Source organism: Desulfomicrobium macestii, assembly GCF_014873765.1.
Taxonomy (GTDB): Bacteria; Desulfobacterota; Desulfovibrionia; order Desulfovibrionales; family Desulfomicrobiaceae; genus Desulfomicrobium; species Desulfomicrobium macestii.
Genome location: NZ_JADBGG010000030.1, coordinates 39,382 through 56,819, shown reverse-complemented (window position 1 = coordinate 56,819; position 17,438 = coordinate 39,382). Strand labels below are relative to the sequence as shown.

General features: G+C 51.6%; 9 protein-coding genes and 1 CRISPR repeat array. Of the genes, 8 read left to right on the top strand and 1 reads right to left on the bottom strand.

What is annotated here, in order from left to right; all coding sequences use genetic code 11:
* Nucleotides 1-143: 143 nt before the first annotated feature.
* A CRISPR array of direct repeats spans nucleotides 144-3,877; the repeat unit is 36 nt; unit sequence GTCTTAATCCCCTCAAATCGGGTCATTCATTCAGAG.
* Nucleotides 3,878-4,245: 368 nt separating this feature from the next.
* On the bottom strand, nucleotides 4,246-6,705 hold the full coding sequence (locus H4684_RS16320; protein ID WP_192624567.1) for a hypothetical protein: 2,460 nt from the start codon (nucleotides 6,703-6,705) through the stop codon (nucleotides 4,246-4,248).
* A 434-nt stretch (nucleotides 6,706-7,139) separates the two neighbouring features.
* Here H4684_RS16320 and H4684_RS16315 point away from each other — a divergent pair, with 434 nt between their 5' ends.
* The 8 genes from H4684_RS16315 (at nucleotide 7,140) to H4684_RS16280 (ending at nucleotide 17,390) form a co-directional block, all read left to right on the top strand.
* Nucleotides 7,140-7,322, top strand: a complete 183-nt coding sequence (locus tag H4684_RS16315) for a hypothetical protein (protein ID WP_192624566.1) — start codon at nucleotides 7,140-7,142, stop codon at nucleotides 7,320-7,322.
* 397 nt (nucleotides 7,323-7,719) lie between these two features.
* Complete coding sequence (gene cas6, locus H4684_RS16310; protein ID WP_192624565.1) at nucleotides 7,720-8,652, top strand: CRISPR system precrRNA processing endoribonuclease RAMP protein Cas6; 933 nt, start codon at nucleotides 7,720-7,722, stop codon at nucleotides 8,650-8,652.
* A gap of 23 nt (nucleotides 8,653-8,675) precedes the next feature.
* The gene (locus H4684_RS16305; RefSeq protein ID WP_192624564.1) at nucleotides 8,676-10,202 is read left to right on the top strand and encodes a Cas10/Cmr2 second palm domain-containing protein; all 1,527 of its coding nucleotides are present in this window, start codon (nucleotides 8,676-8,678) and stop codon (nucleotides 10,200-10,202) included.
* Nucleotides 10,202-12,142 (top strand): RAMP superfamily CRISPR-associated protein, encoded by a 1,941-nt coding sequence (locus H4684_RS16300; protein ID WP_192624563.1) that lies wholly within the window; start codon nucleotides 10,202-10,204, stop codon nucleotides 12,140-12,142. The genes H4684_RS16305 and H4684_RS16300 overlap by 1 nt, the downstream gene beginning before the upstream one ends.
* A 5-nt stretch (nucleotides 12,143-12,147) precedes the next feature.
* Nucleotides 12,148-13,509, top strand: coding sequence for an RAMP superfamily CRISPR-associated protein (locus H4684_RS16295; RefSeq protein ID WP_192624562.1), 1,362 nt, complete (start codon nucleotides 12,148-12,150; stop codon nucleotides 13,507-13,509).
* The gene (locus H4684_RS16290; RefSeq protein ID WP_192624561.1) at nucleotides 13,509-15,749 is read left to right on the top strand and encodes a hypothetical protein; all 2,241 of its coding nucleotides are present in this window, start codon (nucleotides 13,509-13,511) and stop codon (nucleotides 15,747-15,749) included. Before H4684_RS16295 ends, H4684_RS16290 begins: the two co-directional genes overlap by 1 nt.
* 95 nt (nucleotides 15,750-15,844) lie before the next feature.
* The gene (locus H4684_RS16285) at nucleotides 15,845-16,222 is read left to right on the top strand and encodes a hypothetical protein (RefSeq protein WP_192624560.1); all 378 of its coding nucleotides are present in this window, start codon (nucleotides 15,845-15,847) and stop codon (nucleotides 16,220-16,222) included.
* 46 nt (nucleotides 16,223-16,268) lie between these two features.
* Nucleotides 16,269-17,390 (top strand): putative CRISPR-associated protein, encoded by a 1,122-nt coding sequence (locus H4684_RS16280; protein ID WP_192624559.1) that lies wholly within the window; start codon nucleotides 16,269-16,271, stop codon nucleotides 17,388-17,390.
* Nucleotides 17,391-17,438: the final 48 nt, after the last annotated feature.

Genomic DNA, 17,438 nt, shown 5'->3' with positions numbered 1-17,438 from the left:
ACATAACCAGACGAGGTCGTCCGAGCGAAAATCTCTCATGTTTGCTGGCGTCATTAAGGTGCCCATCGGTGGCGCTATTAGGGTGCCCAGTCACACCAACCACCAGAGGGCGAATGGCACTTCGTTTGTGACGCATAGCATCAATCTTAATCCCCTCGAATCGGGTCATGGATTCAGAGCATATCTTGCCGCCCGCGCCGAGGTGGACCGGCTGATGTCTTAATCCCCTAAAATCGGGTCATGCATTCAGAGTTCTGACCACATACCCCAACTCGAACGGCCTCTTCTTGTCTTAATCCCCTCAAATCGGGTCATGCATTCAGAGTGCGCCATCGCTGTTGGCATCCTGCTTGACCAAACCGTCTTAATCCCCTCAAATCGGGTCATTCATTCAGAGGTTCACCCCGAACGCGGCGGGCAGGTGGTTGTGCTGGTCTTAATCCCCTCAAATCGGGTCATTCATTCAGAGTTGAGCACTGGGAGGGTCGCGATGCATAAGATAATACGTCTTAATCCCCTCAAATCGGGTCATTCATTCAGAGCATGACCCGGCTGCAGAAGCCCCGCCGGCTGACGTAGTCTTAATCCCCTCAAATCGGGTCATTCATTCAGAGATTGTTCTGGTAGTCCAACCAACTAACGCTAGTGTGGGTCTTAATCCCCTCAAATCGGGTCATTCATTCAGAGTTCATGATAATGGCACAAGCCTGATAACGCATCACATGTCTTAATCCCCTCAAATCGGGTCATTCATTCAGAGCGTGAATGCGATCAAAAGCTTGCTTCGCAAAGCAGGGTCTTAATCCCCTCAAATCGGGTCATTCATTCAGAGCGTGCTGACGGGCGGCTTCCGCTGGTCGCCGACGAGTCTTAATCCCCTCAAATCGGGTCATTCATTCAGAGCAAGGTGATGACGCCGTGCTGTGGCACGAAGGGCTGAAGTCTTAATCCCCTCAAATCGGGTCATTCATTCAGAGTTCTACGTTGAAGCATACGATAAAACGACTTGTGACGTCTTAATCCCCTCAAATCGGGTCATTCATTCAGAGGAGTCCACCCAGTCCACCGTTACCCGTGAACGCCAGAGTCTTAATCCCCTCAAATCGGGTCATTCATTCAGAGAGCGCAGTGCGACACTGCAGAATATCTGCACTTCATCGTCTTAATCCCCTCAAATCGGGTCATTCATTCAGAGCGTGCTGACGGGCGGCTTCCGCTGGTCGCCGACGAGTCTTAATCCCCTCAAATCGGGTCATTCATTCAGAGACGTGTCCATAATCCCCTCCCTTCCATACCCCGAAGTCTTAATCCCCTCAAATCGGGTCATTCATTCAGAGGGAGGATCCCTACGAACTGAATCGGTACGAATTCATGTCTTAATCCCCTCAAATCGGGTCATTCATTCAGAGAAGCGTTGGGTGTTCGGCGAGTAATCGCCTGACACCGTCTTAATCCCCTCAAATCGGGTCATTCATTCAGAGCGCGACGCGATAATCCTGGGCGTCAACGGCGATCCAGTCTTAATCCCCTCAAATCGGGTCATTCATTCAGAGAAGGTATCGAAGCTCTCCCACTGAATTTCGAGCTATGTCTTAATCCCCTCAAATCGGGTCATTCATTCAGAGCTGGATAGGTACGAATTCATGACGCTGGCCGAAAAGTCTTAATCCCCTCAAATCGGGTCATTCATTCAGAGTATGACCATTGAAAAGAACACTACCAGCGAAGTAACGTCTTAATCCCCTCAAATCGGGTCATTCATTCAGAGGATGAACACAAGGCCGCAAGGCCGCAGACGGCACAAGTCTTAATCCCCTCAAATCGGGTCATTCATTCAGAGGATCCGGTAAGCGGCCAGCCGTGCTTCTTCGTGGGCAAGTCTTAATCCCCTCAAATCGGGTCATTCATTCAGAGCCTCTCCAACCGCGTGAGGATTGCCGTCACGCAGCAGTCTTAATCCCCTCAAATCGGGTCATTCATTCAGAGCTGACTGGTGCATTCCGCTGGTTGCCGACGATCAGGTCTTAATCCCCTCAAATCGGGTCATTCATTCAGAGAAGAAAAATCGGTGTTAGTGTCTCTGCGGTCTGCTCTGTGTCTTAATCCCCTCAAATCGGGTCATTCATTCAGAGCAAGGCCGAAAGCCGCGAAACGCAGCCCCTGGCCCCGTCTTAATCCCCTCAAATCGGGTCATTCATTCAGAGATACGTCCTGTGGGTCGAGGCGAACGTCAAGTTTTTGTCTTAATCCCCTCAAATCGGGTCATTCATTCAGAGTTGACCGGCAAGAAGGTCAGTTTGCTCATCACGACCCACGTCTTAATCCCCTCAAATCGGGTCATTCATTCAGAGCAAGTTTGTCAAATGCTGGACCGGCGATCCTGCCGACGTCTTAATCCCCTCAAATCGGGTCATTCATTCAGAGTCCAGCGCCTTTTTTTATGAGCGTTGAGCGGAAGGCGTCTTAATCCCCTCAAATCGGGTCATTCATTCAGAGCAAGCCCGTAGCTAAGCCTGTAGCCAAGCCCGTCAAGTCTTAATCCCCTCAAATCGGGTCATTCATTCAAATCGGGTCATTCATTCAGAGTCTACTGGTTCTGCGTGTCAAGCGCGCAAAGTTCTTCGTCTTAATCCCCTCAAATCGGGTCATTCATTCAGAGCTTTCGAGAAGAAAGGCAAGAAATAAAGCGCAGCGGGTCTTAATCCCCTCAAATCGGGTCATTCATTCAGAGGCGGTATCTACACCTGAGAACTACGAGGCAGTGCCAGGTCTTAATCCCCTCAAATCGGGTCATTCATTCAGAGCAAGTATGGCCGACACGCTGTCATTGTTGACATTGAGTCTTAATCCCCTCAAATCGGGTCATTCATTCAGAGTGCGCCCGACGATCGACCTTCCGGCGTCCGTGCGGCGTCTTAATCCCCTCAAATCGGGTCATTCATTCAGAGACGTTCGGCGGCATCCTGGCTGGGTACGTCGATCCGTCTTAATCCCCTCAAATCGGGTCATTCATTCAGAGTGCCGGCCAGAAGCTGGCGCTGGTCCTTCAGGAGGTCTTAATCCCCTCAAATCGGGTCATTCATTCAGAGGAACTTGAAAAGCTTTGGCCAAAAGGCAGCACACAAAGTCTTAATCCCCTCAAATCGGGTCATTCATTCAGAGTATGAACGCACGCGAATTCTTGGAGATGCTCGATTTGTCTTAATCCCCTCAAATCGGGTCATTCATTCAGAGCCATGTCCAGACGCACACAGAACGCACAGACCCAGCCGTCTTAATCCCCTCAAATCGGGTCATTCATTCAGAGATCGTCACGCGACGCAAGCAAGCGCAAGAGTAAAGGTCTTAATCCCCTCAAATCGGGTCATTCATTCAGAGATTACGCTGGCGCTCATCATGCCCGTGACAAAGACGTCTTAATCCCCTCAAATCGGGTCATTCATTCAGAGCGAAACAAACGAGCCAATACAGGCAAGCGCAACGCGTCTTAATCCCCTCAAATCGGGTCATTCATTCAGAGAGCCGGATGGTTCGTCGAAGACAAGTCCGCCCGAGAGTCTTAATCCCCTCAAATCGGGTCATTCATTCAGAGCTGTTCGGGGACGAAGCGGACCAGCTCGTTGAGAAGTCTTAATCCCCTCAAATCGGGTCATTCATTCAGAGAACGGCATTCGCGTTCGGCATTGGTTATCTTTATGTCTTAATCCCCTCAAATCGGGTCATTCATTCAGAGCTGCTCGTCTTCTGTTTCGTATTCGTCACTCAAGAAGTCTTAATCCCCTCAAATCGGGTCATTCATTCAGAGTGCGGACCAAGGCAGACAAGGGACAGGCTACTATAAGTCTTAATCCCCTCAAATCGGGTCATTCATTCAGAGCCTGGGGCCGCTGAGGTTAGGGTTTGCAAGGGTTGCCGGAGGCGCTCTCACGGATCACCCCTAAAAAAGGGCCTCGGGAAATTTTGAATGCCATTCAATACAAGTCATTTATATACTAACCATCCAATTTTGCAACGAAAAACCTCTCTCACGTATCGATTTTCACCGAGTGTGCAATATCAGGCGGATAGCAGGTTTTTCAAAAAACTACGGAGATGCGTGAGAGAATGTCCACGATCTTGACCATCCCGGTTGGACGCGAAGGCAAGACTGCACTTCACGCCCCCGAAAGCACGTCATCTTATGCCATCCAAGGAAGAAACCGCTGCGAAGGCACTCCATATATCCAAGCCCGACTTCATCCGTTGCTATCGAAAATTGAAAGGCAGTAGCGTCTGAACAGCCTCAAGCGGCGACTCCGGGGGAGCCGCCGCATATCTTTCCAGAAGGTCCAGGCGAGCCTGAGCTCCCGGAAGGGCAGTGCGCAGCTGCTGCACTTCAGAAGCAAAAACGGGCCATGAAGCATCGATCAGTCCAAGGGCCACGCCCAGACACATACCGATGTAACGAACAGTCGGCCCTTGGTCTGGGTCGAAGGCCAGCTCCCATATGGACTTTGCGGTCTCCTGCCATAGCCGAGACTCATGCTTCCGGGCCAACAGGCAGCGGTAGAACTGGATAAGAGGCCAAGGATGGCCGTAATCATAGGACATGCTCTTTGCCGAGCGAAGATAATCTTTGGCAGATTTTTCGTCTTCGCTCTGGACAAGGTAGCGCACCAGAAGGTGGTGCTTGTACTTATCCTGGACCTTGGTGTTCGAAGCCAAAGCCTCTATCGCAGAGTTAACAGGACCCAGTACCGACTCCACCAGCCTGGTGACCTCCGTCGGGGCGCAGTCTGGATCATCCATGGACGCAATAGCCAGATAAATGCCTGTCTGCTCCTTGTCGCGGGCTGCCGAGACAGGGTCGGAGAGTCTCTCAAAATCCCTGAGTGCCAGTTCGAACATTTCCCGAGCTTCCGCCAGACGACCCTCAAAAGCCAGATGCTGGCCCAGCGAACTCTTCACCCGGCCAGACAGTTGAAGCCCGATGGTCATGTTTGACAGTTCAGCATACTGCATGAACTGGGACGGGGCCAACCCCATTTCGCGAAATATGGCTTCCAGACGAGGCATTCCCCGCCAGCGCTCCATGAAACGAGATGCTTCATCGAACTCAAAACGGTTGGTGGCCTGCACTGCCAGATGTAGATCGGCCTTGCATACGAGCCTTGCGTCCTCATCGAGCAGCCTGTCTCCGGCAGACTTTATCACCCTTATCGAATCCTGACACTCCGTCTTGCCCAGATGATTTGCGTTGGCCAACAGCGCTACGTTCCACATGAGCTCCATGGCGGCGGGCAAAGTCTTTCCCGACGGGCGACACTGCGCCAGCCAAGCGCACTGGCGTCCAAGAATTTGCAAATCCAGGGCCTTGCTGTCCAGATGTTCAAACAGGGCTCCTACATATTCGTCCCATTTTGTGGGGTTATTGGAGCAGTACGTGGCAAGTCGGCCCAACAGATGCCCGCTCAGGCTCTCAGGACGATCGCTGCCTGGCAGACCGCTCAGCCACTTCCAGTACTCTCCGTCCAGCAACTCCGGGCGGGCATAGAAGTCACGCAGATCACGCAGTTTTCTGCCACTCCCGATGCTCTGGAGGCATTCCCCGACCAAGGCGCTGCGCCTCAGGCGCTCTCTGCTCTCTTGCGCTGAACTTCCCCACGTGAACGCGACGGCATCTACATAGCCGAGAAAGTCATGCCCGTCCTTAGGCGCGATGGACATCGAGAGCTCCACCTTGCGGGAAGCGTCGATGCGAGCCCACTGGCGCAGCAGTTCCCTTTCCAGGGCCTTGAGGTCCAGGCGGGCCTCGTAGTCGCCACGGTTTTCTACGTGCACGTGTAATTCGGTGTGCAATGTCTGAGTGTCGAGGGGCAAGAGTTGCCAGACCCAGTGGACAACCTCGCACACCCCATCCATCCACCTCTCGCCGTCGGCCTCCGGGATGTCAGTTACGGAAATGCCGAACACTCCGACCGGGCGATCCAGTATCGCCTGCAGGGCCTGATCGACCACCTCGGGTGTGGCTGAAACTGCATGAAAACCCTTTAGCGCGGGAAGATCGCTCCCCCGGGGGACCAATAGGCCCACAACCTTGCCGGCCTGGGCACCTTTGGCACCAGCTTCGAACTCCATGCCGGATTCGTCGATGACGAGATCCCATACTGGACAAGGATCCAGGGTCTGGATGGCGTGAGACCTACCGGAGACAACCGAGGACAAGGGCTTTCCGGTCTTGCGGAAGGCCTGGTTACGCTCCAGGCGTTTTTTCCTGTTTTTCTGATACTCCATGGTTTTTTTCAATTTTGCTGACAGAAACGGGTATTTATTCAGCAACTGGGAGTATTTTTCCGCGACTTTCTTCTCGTCGGGCGTTGTTGCAAGAAATTTTTCGAAAGCATTAAGGGCTTTGCGGATTTCGAGTCCCAGTTGCTTCGCACGGGTGATGTCATTCACAGACACTTCAGGTAATGTGGACAACCAGGCCTCCACCTCCTCAACCTTCTCATCATTACCCCAGGAAACGTATTTCTGCAGGCTCCTCAGGAGAGGCTTCGCGCCGCTGCGAACATGCCGGGCGATGTCTTCCAGGGAAACATCGTCCCTGCCGGACAAAACGAATCTGACAAACGCTGACCGCTCCTGCCCATGAGGACCGAGAGACACACATTCTTCAAGCTCCTCAAGCAATCTTCTGGACGAGGTGTTTGCCGAATCAATCATTTGCGTTGTTTCCTGTCTACGTGCGAGGTCGAGATTTCAGGGAGTATTGTACTTCTCTTTATGCCTTCAATGAGGTGCCTGCCATACCGACAATGTCAGACACAAGAGAAAAGTTAAATTCGGCAAGCTTCAGAATGCCCCAATTGCTGCCATTTCTGCTGACTTCCACATCTTAGCGGGAACATAGTCAATTTTTTCAAGCAGGATTGCAGCAAGGACTGGTTGCCGGCCAAATATTCCGCGCCCAAAATGATCGTTTGCTTGAAAAAAAGCCCGCCGATTCCGTAATCCTTTTTATGAAACACGTTCCAGAATACAACGCGACGTTTCTCGAAGCGGTCGACTGAAATCCCCTCAATGAATCAACACGGCCACGAAAACCCGGGTCCAGTACCATCTACCGGGAATCTTCAAGCAGGAAAGGATTAAAAGACATGCAGATTGACGGCAAGGAATTGAGCAGGAAAGCCCGCCGAAAGGCCAGGCGCGAAGGCATCCGGCAATGCGGCCGGAAAATGGTCACTGTTGTCATGAAAGATGACACGAAGCAAACAGGACGAAAAGTGAAACACAAAAAGAACTGGATGATGGGAAATTGTCATGACACGGAATCGTGACACAGGAAGCAGTCCAAAATTGACCCCCTGTTTTCCTGTTATGCAATCATAAACAGAGTCCCAGATTGGAATCAATCTGATTATTGATATTAAAGTCAAGCATGACAGCGGTTCATTTTTATTCTATCAGGCGTATATAATTCTTTGCAGGGGCTTTGCCGTCTTAAAGACTCTCCATAGGTGTTTATCCAGTAAGGCTGCGGGAGCGCAAAACATGACAAGCCCTTGTCAGACATCCCTCATCTGAAAGGTGAACCATATAATCACACGCTGCTTGTGTCATACATTCCTGGTCTGATACTAGCTCAAAATAAAATTCCAAGGCGTTTTGAAATTTTTCGATGCAATATTGAAAAAGACCGACTTCCTCCCGTTATATTCTCCGATGGAGGTTAAAATGCTTTACGGGCGCTACGATTTTCGGGCCATATTCAAGGAGAACGCAGTCCTGCCGGAGTTCAAGGGATCAACCTTTCGCGGGGGATTCGGCTGGGCGCTAAAGAGCGTCAGCTGCTCCATGACCACCCGCGAATGCGGGTCTTGCCTGCTGCGAACGCGCTGTCTGTACCCCACCATGTTCGAACCGCAGAGCGGCATGTCTCCAGAGCTTCACGGGACAGCCCAGCATCCCTACTGTATATCGCCTCCGTTGGACCGAAAGCGCCATTACGAACGAGGCGAAGCCTTCGACTTTTCCCTGCTACTGTTCGGCCAAGCAAACCACTATCTCCCCTACTTCATCTACGCCTTCGAAAAGATGGGGCAGTCAGGGATCGGCAGGGGCGAGGAAGGGCCACGAGCCAGATACGTCATACAGCAGATGAAAATGGACGGCCGCGCTCTCTATGATGGGCGTGATGGACGCATGACGGCGGAACCGATTGTCCGGGATCTCAACTTTGAATCACTTCCGGACACCGTCCTTACGGATGCGCATGGAGTTGAGGTCTCATGGGCGACCCCGCTTCGGATCAAGAGAGACAATCGTCTCGCTGGCGACCTCCCCTTCCACGTCCTGATCAGGAGCCTGCTCCGCAGAATGTCGGGCCTGTTTTCCAGTTTCGGCAACGGCGAACCGGACCTTGATTACAGAGGCCTCGTGGATCGTGCCGAAGCGGTGACAATTCAACACAGCCGACTGGCCTGGCTCGAGAACAAGCGTTTTTCCAGCCGCCAGGACCAAGAGATGCTCCTCGGCGGCCTGACCGGCTATTGTTCCTACAAGGGAAGAATAAAAGAATTCCTGCCACTGCTGGAGATGGGACGCATCCTGCGCGTGGGCAAGCAGACGACTTTCGGGCTGGGGCAGATGGAATATCGAGTGAATTAATGTAATGCGGGAGGGCAAGCCAAATGCAGAGATATCTATGTTATGATGTAAAAGGAATTCAGTCATTTATATTTAAAATCCCCAAATTGAAATATATTATTGGCGGCTCTGCCCTCATTGATCGTTTTGACAAGATAACCATGCCTGGCTTTCACAATGCAAATACGCAACTCATTTTCGCTGGAGGCGGCAAGGGAACTTTTCTCTGCAAAGACGAACAAATTTTGAACGATCTGAAGTCAAAGATCATAGCAAAGGCGCACGGTATTGGGCTCGATATACGGTTTGGCGAAAATGAAGATTTCAGCCAGGCATCCCAACATGCTGACGAGATCTTCTCTTTTGTTCCAGTCATGAACAATGGTCGCCCTTGCCCGATAAGTGGTTTGTACCCGGTTTCAGACGACAGACCCCATCCGGTGCTTAATAAACGACTCTACGAACGGGGGGAAAAGATTTACCGCCATTTCGAGAACAAGCTTCTCAAGGATATCTTGCTCCCTGGAATTCCTAATGAAAATCTGGAATTTTTCCATAATGTCGATGACGACGACGGACTGGACGGCTTGGCTGGCGCAAAAGCCTTGGGCAATCGCAACCGCTGGGCAATCATTTCCATGGATGGAAACGACATGGGAATGCAGTTCAGACACCAAGTAAGCAAGGACAATCCAAAGAGGCTATCCACCCAGGAACTGCAGCGATGGATACGTGAAATGAGTTACGCCCTGGATCTTTGTACGTGCAAAGCCGCGACAGCGGCCATTCAACGAGTGGTTTCGGAATGGGCCGATTCAGACCAGGGCAAGGAAACGGTGAAGACAGGGAAGGATGTCGTCCTCCCTGTCCGTCCATTGCTGGTCGGGGGGGATGACATCGTTGTTCTCTGTCACTGCTCGTACGCTATGACCTTTGTGAAAGAAGCAATGCGAATTTTTGAACTGACCAGCGCAGAATCTCCGCACCTTTGGCCTGCGACCAATGGTAGACTGACTATTACTGCAGGAGTTCTCTACGCACCTGTCAGTCTGCCGCTACATACGGCGATTCCATACTCTGAAACGTTATTGGCGAGTGCAAAAACACGAGGCCGCAAAAAGGGAATCAAGAACGAGGCCTCGCCTGCCTGTATCGATTGGGAACAGATCACAGACACCCTAGTCGATAGCCCTGCAGCAAAAAGGCAACGTGAATTGCTGTTTGAAGACGAAGAATTGGACCGCATCGTCAAGTTGACCTGCCGACCGTGTACTATGGATGAATATCACGACATTGAGTCGGTTGCCCGAAAATACGAACGGGTGCCGACAACTGTGCGACACAAAATTTTACCCGCCCTCTCAAAACCTTATGCCGAACGTCTGGCATTTTACGCAGAGTGCAAGAAAAACCATGGGGATACAATTTTTAAGGACCTCAAAGAATTTGACGCTCGAAAGCCAGGCAACTCATGGTTTCTCTCCCCCGACAAAAAAGAGCAGTCGACCAACATCATCGATGCCCTCATGCTTCTTGAAGAAGAAGGCCGCATGCAAAAGGAGACCGTCTGATGAGCACAATCAACTTCACCATAAAACTCACTTCCGATGGTGAACCGGCGTGTGGTTTGGGCACAAGCCTGACCGATTCACTTTTGCCCAGGGATGTTGAACGGAATGTCATTATTCCGGCATCACACCTGAAAGGGCTTATGCGTGAGAACCTCGAAAATCTTGTGGACGAGTTCATTCCCGAAACTATTCTGGACACGCTCTTCGGTGCCGAGGGACTCAGTGGAGGGGCTCTTTTTCATCTTGATGACGCAGTGGCGGACAAAGCATCGGTCATCGACATCTCGCGAACAGCACTTAATGAATTCGGTACTGCAGATCAGGGCTCACTGCGCACAAGCGAAGCCGTATCTACAGGAACGGAGTTCAAGGGCAGTATTCATTTCCGAACTGGTTTGACAGATGAATATGTGCAACTCTTGAAACTTGGCCTCCTGTCGATTTTTGCGGTTGGCGGAAACAGGAATCGTGGTGCAGGTGCGTGCTTTGTCTCCATACCAGCAGAAAACAAAACTCCCGGCCAAATATTGCGGACATTGGCCAAAGTCACTGACTGGAAGTCTATCCCGGCTTTCCACCCACAAAAAATTCAACTTCGCACGGATTCAAACCGTCCGGTAATGCTCAAGCTTGTGTTTAGGGCTCAGAATCCAATCTGTGTGCCTGAAACTCCCATTATACAAAACAACATGATCAAGTCCGGTTTTACGATCCCGGCCAGCGCCGTCCAAGGCGCGATTCTGCATCGTCTGAATAATGTTTCCACAGAAGTCGCCACAGCTTGTTATGAAGATGTCAATTTCAGGGCGTGGCCACTCAATCCCACTGATTCCGAAGGATCACTTTCCATCAAAGTTTCTTTTACACACAAACTGAGCAAACTGACAGACAATCAGGGCATGTTCCATTTTGAAGACGAGATGATTCGTCCTTATGAATGGGACAAGATTCCGCCGAATTCTCCCTTGAAATCTGCCGACGGCGCTCTTTTGTACAATTCTGGAAAGGTACGTCTTTGGAAGTCATCAGATATGCCCAGGGTGATTACCGCACACGGGGTCATCAATGGAGACAGAAAAGGCGGCCAAAAACGTAATCTCTACACAATCGAAGCCATGGCTCCAATGACGTTCACGGGCATAGTCTCCATGCCGGAATCGGCGGCAGAATTGCTCAAGCAGAGTTTGGAAGACAACCCGTTTGTCACCTTGGGAAAATCTAGATCTGTTCGAGGCGGCGGCCTGCTTTCAGCGTACAGCATGCCTATGGAATCCATCGACTTGTTCAAAAGACCGGCAAATATTTTTATTGTTCAGTCTCCTTTGTTAGTTCCCGACGACGAAATGAACAAACCATTTGCGCAGATCATAAAGAAACTGGCTCATGAGCATGGTTTTGGAGAAGTCGAGGACTCAAGTGGAGCAATCTCGACACTGTTTGGATGGAACAGCACTGTACACAAAGGACTCTTGGGAGCGGTCGCGGTGATCAATACCGGGTCGGTATTCCGTGTAAGTAAACCTGTTACAGAACTGGAAAAAATCCTGGTGGCAGGAGTTGGAAAAGGTCGCGAGAGAGGTCTCGGAGCGGTCATGCCTCATCCTGGCATTGCCGAGGCTCTGTTCCCTGATCCTCCACGGCCCAAAAAAATGAAGAAGATCAAAAACTTCGCCCAAGAAGGCTTCGCCCTTTGGGAAAAAGCCAAGGCCAGTCAACTTTCTGCCAGCCAGATCTCCAGGGTCCGTGAGTTGACGCGCCTTAATAGCAAAAATGCACTCGCGTATCTGGAACGGCAACGGACTGACCGGCCGGAAAGCATCTGGCAACGCTGGAAGGACGTTGTCCTGGAGATGGAGAAAGGGATTAGCGCTGACGCAGCATATTATTGTCAGGTACTCAAAGTGTGCCAGGACCTGCTCGTTGCGGACAAGGGGGAGTGAAATTCATGAATACAATCTACAAAATAACTGCAAAAATTAATTTTCCCGAAGGCGTGGCTCCCGGGGCAGGAGCCGTTTCCAATCGCCAAATTGTATCCAAGAACGGAAGAGACGAATTCATATTGCGGGGCACGGCCTTGGCGGGCGCATTGAGGAGTGCCTACAGAAACTCAGTAGGGACCAACAAGGCCGATCGCTGGTTTGGAAGCGCCCTTGACGAGTTCAGAGAAAACGAATCGTTCATCCAAATCTCCGATACCGTGCTCGATTGCAAAACGGTCAATGAGAGAACGCATAACATGATCAACCGCCACACTGGTGTAGTGGCCAAAGGAGCACTCTTCTCCCTGGAAGCAACCCCCCCAGGGGCTTCGGCTTTTCTTTCCATCACCTTGAAGAGCGGCGCAGGATCTCGTGAAGAGTACATTGAGTTTATCAATGATCTAGCCCGGATTTTCGGCGCCGAGCTTCTGGTCGGAGGTAACAGCAATCGCGGGATAGGACGCATGCGGGTCGATGGCGGCCTTTATCTGAGAGCATTTGACCTCGATGACATTGAGGCTGTTGCTGCATGGATGGACGCGGAATACGAAGAGCGAAAGTCTGGAGTACGTTTGCAGGGCGACAAGGTCGCTGTTCCCGAAGAAGCGTCACTTCTGAGCGTCAATCTGGAGTTGGGCGTCCCGCGTGGGGAAGATCTCCTGGTGGGGGATGGACAGGATACCGACTACGCCCTCAAGCCCCAGAAAGTCTATTTTGCTGACGGAAGCGATCATTGGCGCATACCGGGTTCATCCCTGCGTGGCATTGTCAGAAGCTGGATGAGTCGTCTGGCCGCCCGAGAGGGCATGAACATTCGTGACTCGTATGACCAGTGGAGCAGGCAATCTCAAGGCGACCATAAAGCCGACGATGCAGGATGGGGCTTTGTCGATCCATTGGACAGAGAGGACTACCAGGAAGATCCATCGCTTCTTGAGGACCCGATTCTGGATCTTTTTGGCAGTATGTACAAAAAGGGACGTCTACACATTACTGACTCCTTTTCTTCTGCCAATACAGCCGACGATGATGTTCAGGATAGAATGCACGTAGCCATCGATCGCTTTTCCGGCGGCGCAAATGAAGGCGCTCTATTCAGTAATCAGGTCCTTGTCAGCGGAACATTGAAATTCCCTGTAAAAATATCTGTCGCCAATCCAACAAAAACAGAAGCCAAGCTGCTGGCAAAAACATTGCGAGCCATTCATCTGGGCATTCTCTTGATCGGCTCCAGCAAGAGCGGGGGACGTCTGGAAATCAAGTCCATTACCGTAACCGGAAAACATGGCGAAGAGCTGGAATCTTTGTGCAAGGAGATCATGTAATGGCCAAAAATTTTGCTAAAAGACAGACAGGGGGAAATACCCAAGAGGCCGGCAGCAATGCTAACGCCGCAAGCGCAAGCATGCTCGGAGCTCCTTTTTACAATCCTTACACGTTCATTCCATTTCCTGAGAAAGTGAAGCGAGTACCTCCTACGTCATTAAGCATTGACGAGCATCCTGATGAACGAGAACGGATCAGCGGGATATTGAGTTTAGAAATAAAAAATCTGTCCCCTCTTATGAGTTGCAGTCCAAAGGCCGACCATGACGAAAATGGACACAAGACGTTCAAGGCTTTGACCATCGCCAATGACGTGATTGTGCCGGCGACTAGCATTCGCGGGTCTCTGCGCACGTTGATGACTATCATCAGCGGCGGAACGCTGGGTTATATGGATGAGAATTTATGGTTGACCCAAGGGCGCGACGCTCAACTTGGACCGAGCAGAATCATAGCTAATGTTCCGGACAATGTTTTTCTGGCTAAAGTCATTCGGCCAGGAAACGCAAATCACCCAGGAATCATCGAGCTTGGCGAAACACAATTGATCAAGGCGGACGAACTGACAATGTCGATAGGTGACCTGGATAAAAAACGTTTGCAAGCCAATCCAGCACCACTGATCTACAACGGATATGAAGTTAAGCTCAGCGGAACACCTGTAAATAAAAAAAGTAAAAAAGAAGGATTATTTCGAGGCAATGATGTCGAATTAGAGTTGGCCGAACACTTTTGGGAAGATTATCGGGGCCGCCATCGTCATTCGGATCGGCCTGAACTCAAACCCGGGGACCTTGTCTGGCTCGAACCAGCCAATGCGGCTTGCACAGCAATCACCTCTGAGGCCGACATCAAGTCACTCCAATGGGCACGCTGGGGACGGCAAGGCAAAAAACTGGAAACGTTGATCCGGGATCATCACAAGGCTGTTCTTCCGGACAGCATGCGTGACGACGGTCTTGTGGACACGGTCACGAATCTCTTTGGCCAGATTCCGCACAAGAAAAACCCGAAGGCCGCAGGCCCGTTTGCCGCTCGAATCAGACCGGGAAACCTGATTTTTTTTGATGCGAAACAAAAAACCAGCAAGGAAGTCCTGGCTCCCCTTTCGGCCCCGCATCCCGGCTGTTTGGCCTTTTACCGAGACGCGGACGATCTTGACCAGATAAACGTGGACTCTCCCCTCAAAGGCTACAAAGTCTATCGCAATACCATCGAACGGAAGGATAACGCCCCTTGGAGATATTCCGTTCAGGGGGTGTACGTAGAACGTGGGGATTTGAAATTGCCAGCTGAGCAGAAAGTCAACAAGACCGCCGAACTTCTTGAAGAGGGAATGACCGGCAAACTGCGCATTTCCTTCAGAGCTCTCAACGAGGTTGAGTTGGCATTGCTTTTTTCGGCCATTTCGGTGGACTGGAAACTTGGCGGCGGGAAGCCTTTGGGGCTTGGACATTGCCGGGTAATCGGATGCAGGCTGATTGACGAAGACGGGAACTCCTCTGAACCGTTAGGCCGTTCTGAACATGGCGAAAACCTGACCCTCCCACCAGAACAGCTGAAAATCCTGGATGATTATTTCCAAGGATTCAGAAGCATATCCGAATGCATCAAGCTGTACTCCGCTTCACAGGTTCCGGTCGACAAACTTCGCTATCCGCGGGCCGTCACCGTTAACAAGAACAAGACGACGCGCGCAGGTCTGACTTGGTTTGCCCGCCATGCTTCCCCTAAAAAGACCCTGAAAGGGCTTGAAACAACATGGGCTGATGGCCCTCTGCAGGCCAAGGTCGGTGGCAAGGGGCAGATAAAAGCCCAGGCGCTTCCTCAAATAGTCTCTTCCAATCCTAAGGCAGACCTTCTTTATGGTTATGACCTGATAGATTCAGAAAATGATACTTCAGAAAGAAATCAGCGCATAATTAAAAGATTGGAGCCATTTGACCGGGAGAAGCATACTCACGAGTCCGAAAAAGCCGGAACAAACACGAGTCAAAATCGGCAAAGCAGGCAGGAAGTCAGGGAACAACGAACACCTGCGACGAGTTCTCACACGGTAGCCCCTACAAAAGATACGATAGGCGAAATGATCACAAAAGAGCATGCGGACAAATTGATCACACCCGTTCGCGCTCGTGAGTTCCTTGATTCCATGAAAGCGTTTGGCATCACGCGTGAGCAAAGCACAAAATGGACAAAAAAATTCGATTTGCTTGAAAGTATCGCAAACAAGAAGTGATGTGGGCACCACAGAAACGGACTCAACTATCACATATTTAATGTAAAATGAGTCAACTCTAAAACTTAGACAGTCCTCTCAACCCAAGGTTTCACATGCCCGCCCGCGTCATCATCAACGAACAGCACTCCCTGAATCCGGCCCAAGGCCGGATTCTCGGGGAGCGGTTCGGCTCATACGAATCCATCAAAATTCCGGCCCAGGGCCTGTCCCGCGCACAGCAGGAGGCCATGGCTGCTGACCTCATGCGCACCATCGGTCCTGTGGTCTTCATCAGTCCGGTCCCGCTGCTGCTGGCCATCATGGCCGGCAACTGCGGCCGGAGCCTGGCCGTCCAGGACAGCGGTCGTCCGCGTCCCGGCACTCCCCCGGTATTTTTGTTTCACAACGACCTTCGCAGCAAGACTGAAACCGGCGAAGGCAGGATCACCTCGACCATCGCGCCTAAAGGATGGGAACTGATCCTGCTTTGAACATGCCCTGCCTTCCACGCTTCTGGCATATCAACCGGAGAACGTAATGATCTACCTTTGCACGTGTGGCACAAGCGCCGCCAAGGAATGGCCGAAAGAGGAATTCGGCAGGTTTTCGTCCGAAGCCATTCTGAAATGCGGCGGCAAGGATTGGGCCGTGTGCTTTCTCAGCGAACTTCTCGGGCGCTTCTCGATGCATGACGATGGGCACTTGGCCGATCACCTCTCGGCGGAAATCCACTCCCTTGCCCGCATGAGGGTAAGCGCTGCCGACACGGTTGTGCTCTTCTCCTCCGAAACGCTGGACGGACAGGTCTGCGCCGAAGCCGTAGCCCGCTTCCTTGGAGCCAACGGACTCGATGCCAAAGTGGAGATCATTCCCGGCCTGCAGGTTCAAGACGCCAGGAAATTCAGCAGATTCGGCGTTGTTGCCTATCTCAGAAAACTGCTCCAGTACATTGATGGCCACGGGAACGGACAGTGTGTACTCAACCCTACAGGCGGCTTCAAGGCGTTGGTCCCCTACACGGTATTGCTGGGTATGCTCCGGCAGGTAACCTGTAGATACATATTCGAATTCTCGTCCCAACTCATCGACCTGCCTCCGCTCCCGGTCGAATTCTCGAAGGCATCCCTAAACGCCGTCCGCCCGGTTCTGGAACGGATCGAACGTGAATGCGCCATCCCCCTTCAGGAATTTTCCGCAGCGTTATCCAGGGAACAACGGCTGTCCCTTGAAGTGCTGTTCGACATGGATGCTACCGACGTAACCCTTTCCGCTGTCGGGTTTCTGGTCCTCGAGGAACTGCAGAAACCGTCGGCCCTCATCCCGTACCTCTCGCAAGAAGCCATGACAGGCTTGCGCAGACTTCGAGCGCGGAGCGACGTCAATCCGCTGGAGTATCTCGAACGGATAGCCCGTCATCCTGACAAATTGTCGAAGGACAAACACGGAAACGCCGAATCCGGCATCTTCTGGCTCAAACCAGGCAACACCACGGACCGCTATCTCGTGTCCGTTGAGGACGACTGGAAGCTGCTCGTGTGGGAAATGCACGACCACGAGGGATACGAAGAGCGTTCCAGAGTGGGTGGCCTTGGCAAAGCCTTGCGCAATGAGCGATTTCGAAGGTATGCACCCTTTTTCCGGATGGAAATCCAAGACTAACATCAATCAAGGCTTGAAAACACGCCTCCCGTTCCCGTCCCTCCTTTC

Bases quoted from the DNA above. Each gene is read 5' to 3' on its own strand.
- H4684_RS16320 (WP_192624567.1), bottom strand. From the start codon at position 6,705: ATGATTGATTCGGCAAACACCTCGTCCAGAAGATTGCTTGAGGAGCTT.
- H4684_RS16315 (WP_192624566.1), top strand. From the start codon at position 7,140: ATGCAGATTGACGGCAAGGAATTGAGCAGGAAAGCCCGCCGAAAGGCC.
- cas6 (WP_192624565.1), top strand. From the start codon at position 7,720: ATGCTTTACGGGCGCTACGATTTTCGGGCCATATTCAAGGAGAACGCA.
- H4684_RS16305 (WP_192624564.1), top strand. From the start codon at position 8,676: ATGCAGAGATATCTATGTTATGATGTAAAAGGAATTCAGTCATTTATA.
- H4684_RS16300 (WP_192624563.1), top strand. From the start codon at position 10,202: ATGAGCACAATCAACTTCACCATAAAACTCACTTCCGATGGTGAACCG.
- H4684_RS16295 (WP_192624562.1), top strand. From the start codon at position 12,148: ATGAATACAATCTACAAAATAACTGCAAAAATTAATTTTCCCGAAGGC.
- H4684_RS16290 (WP_192624561.1), top strand. From the start codon at position 13,509: ATGGCCAAAAATTTTGCTAAAAGACAGACAGGGGGAAATACCCAAGAG.
- H4684_RS16285 (WP_192624560.1), top strand. From the start codon at position 15,845: ATGCCCGCCCGCGTCATCATCAACGAACAGCACTCCCTGAATCCGGCC.
- H4684_RS16280 (WP_192624559.1), top strand. From the start codon at position 16,269: ATGATCTACCTTTGCACGTGTGGCACAAGCGCCGCCAAGGAATGGCCG.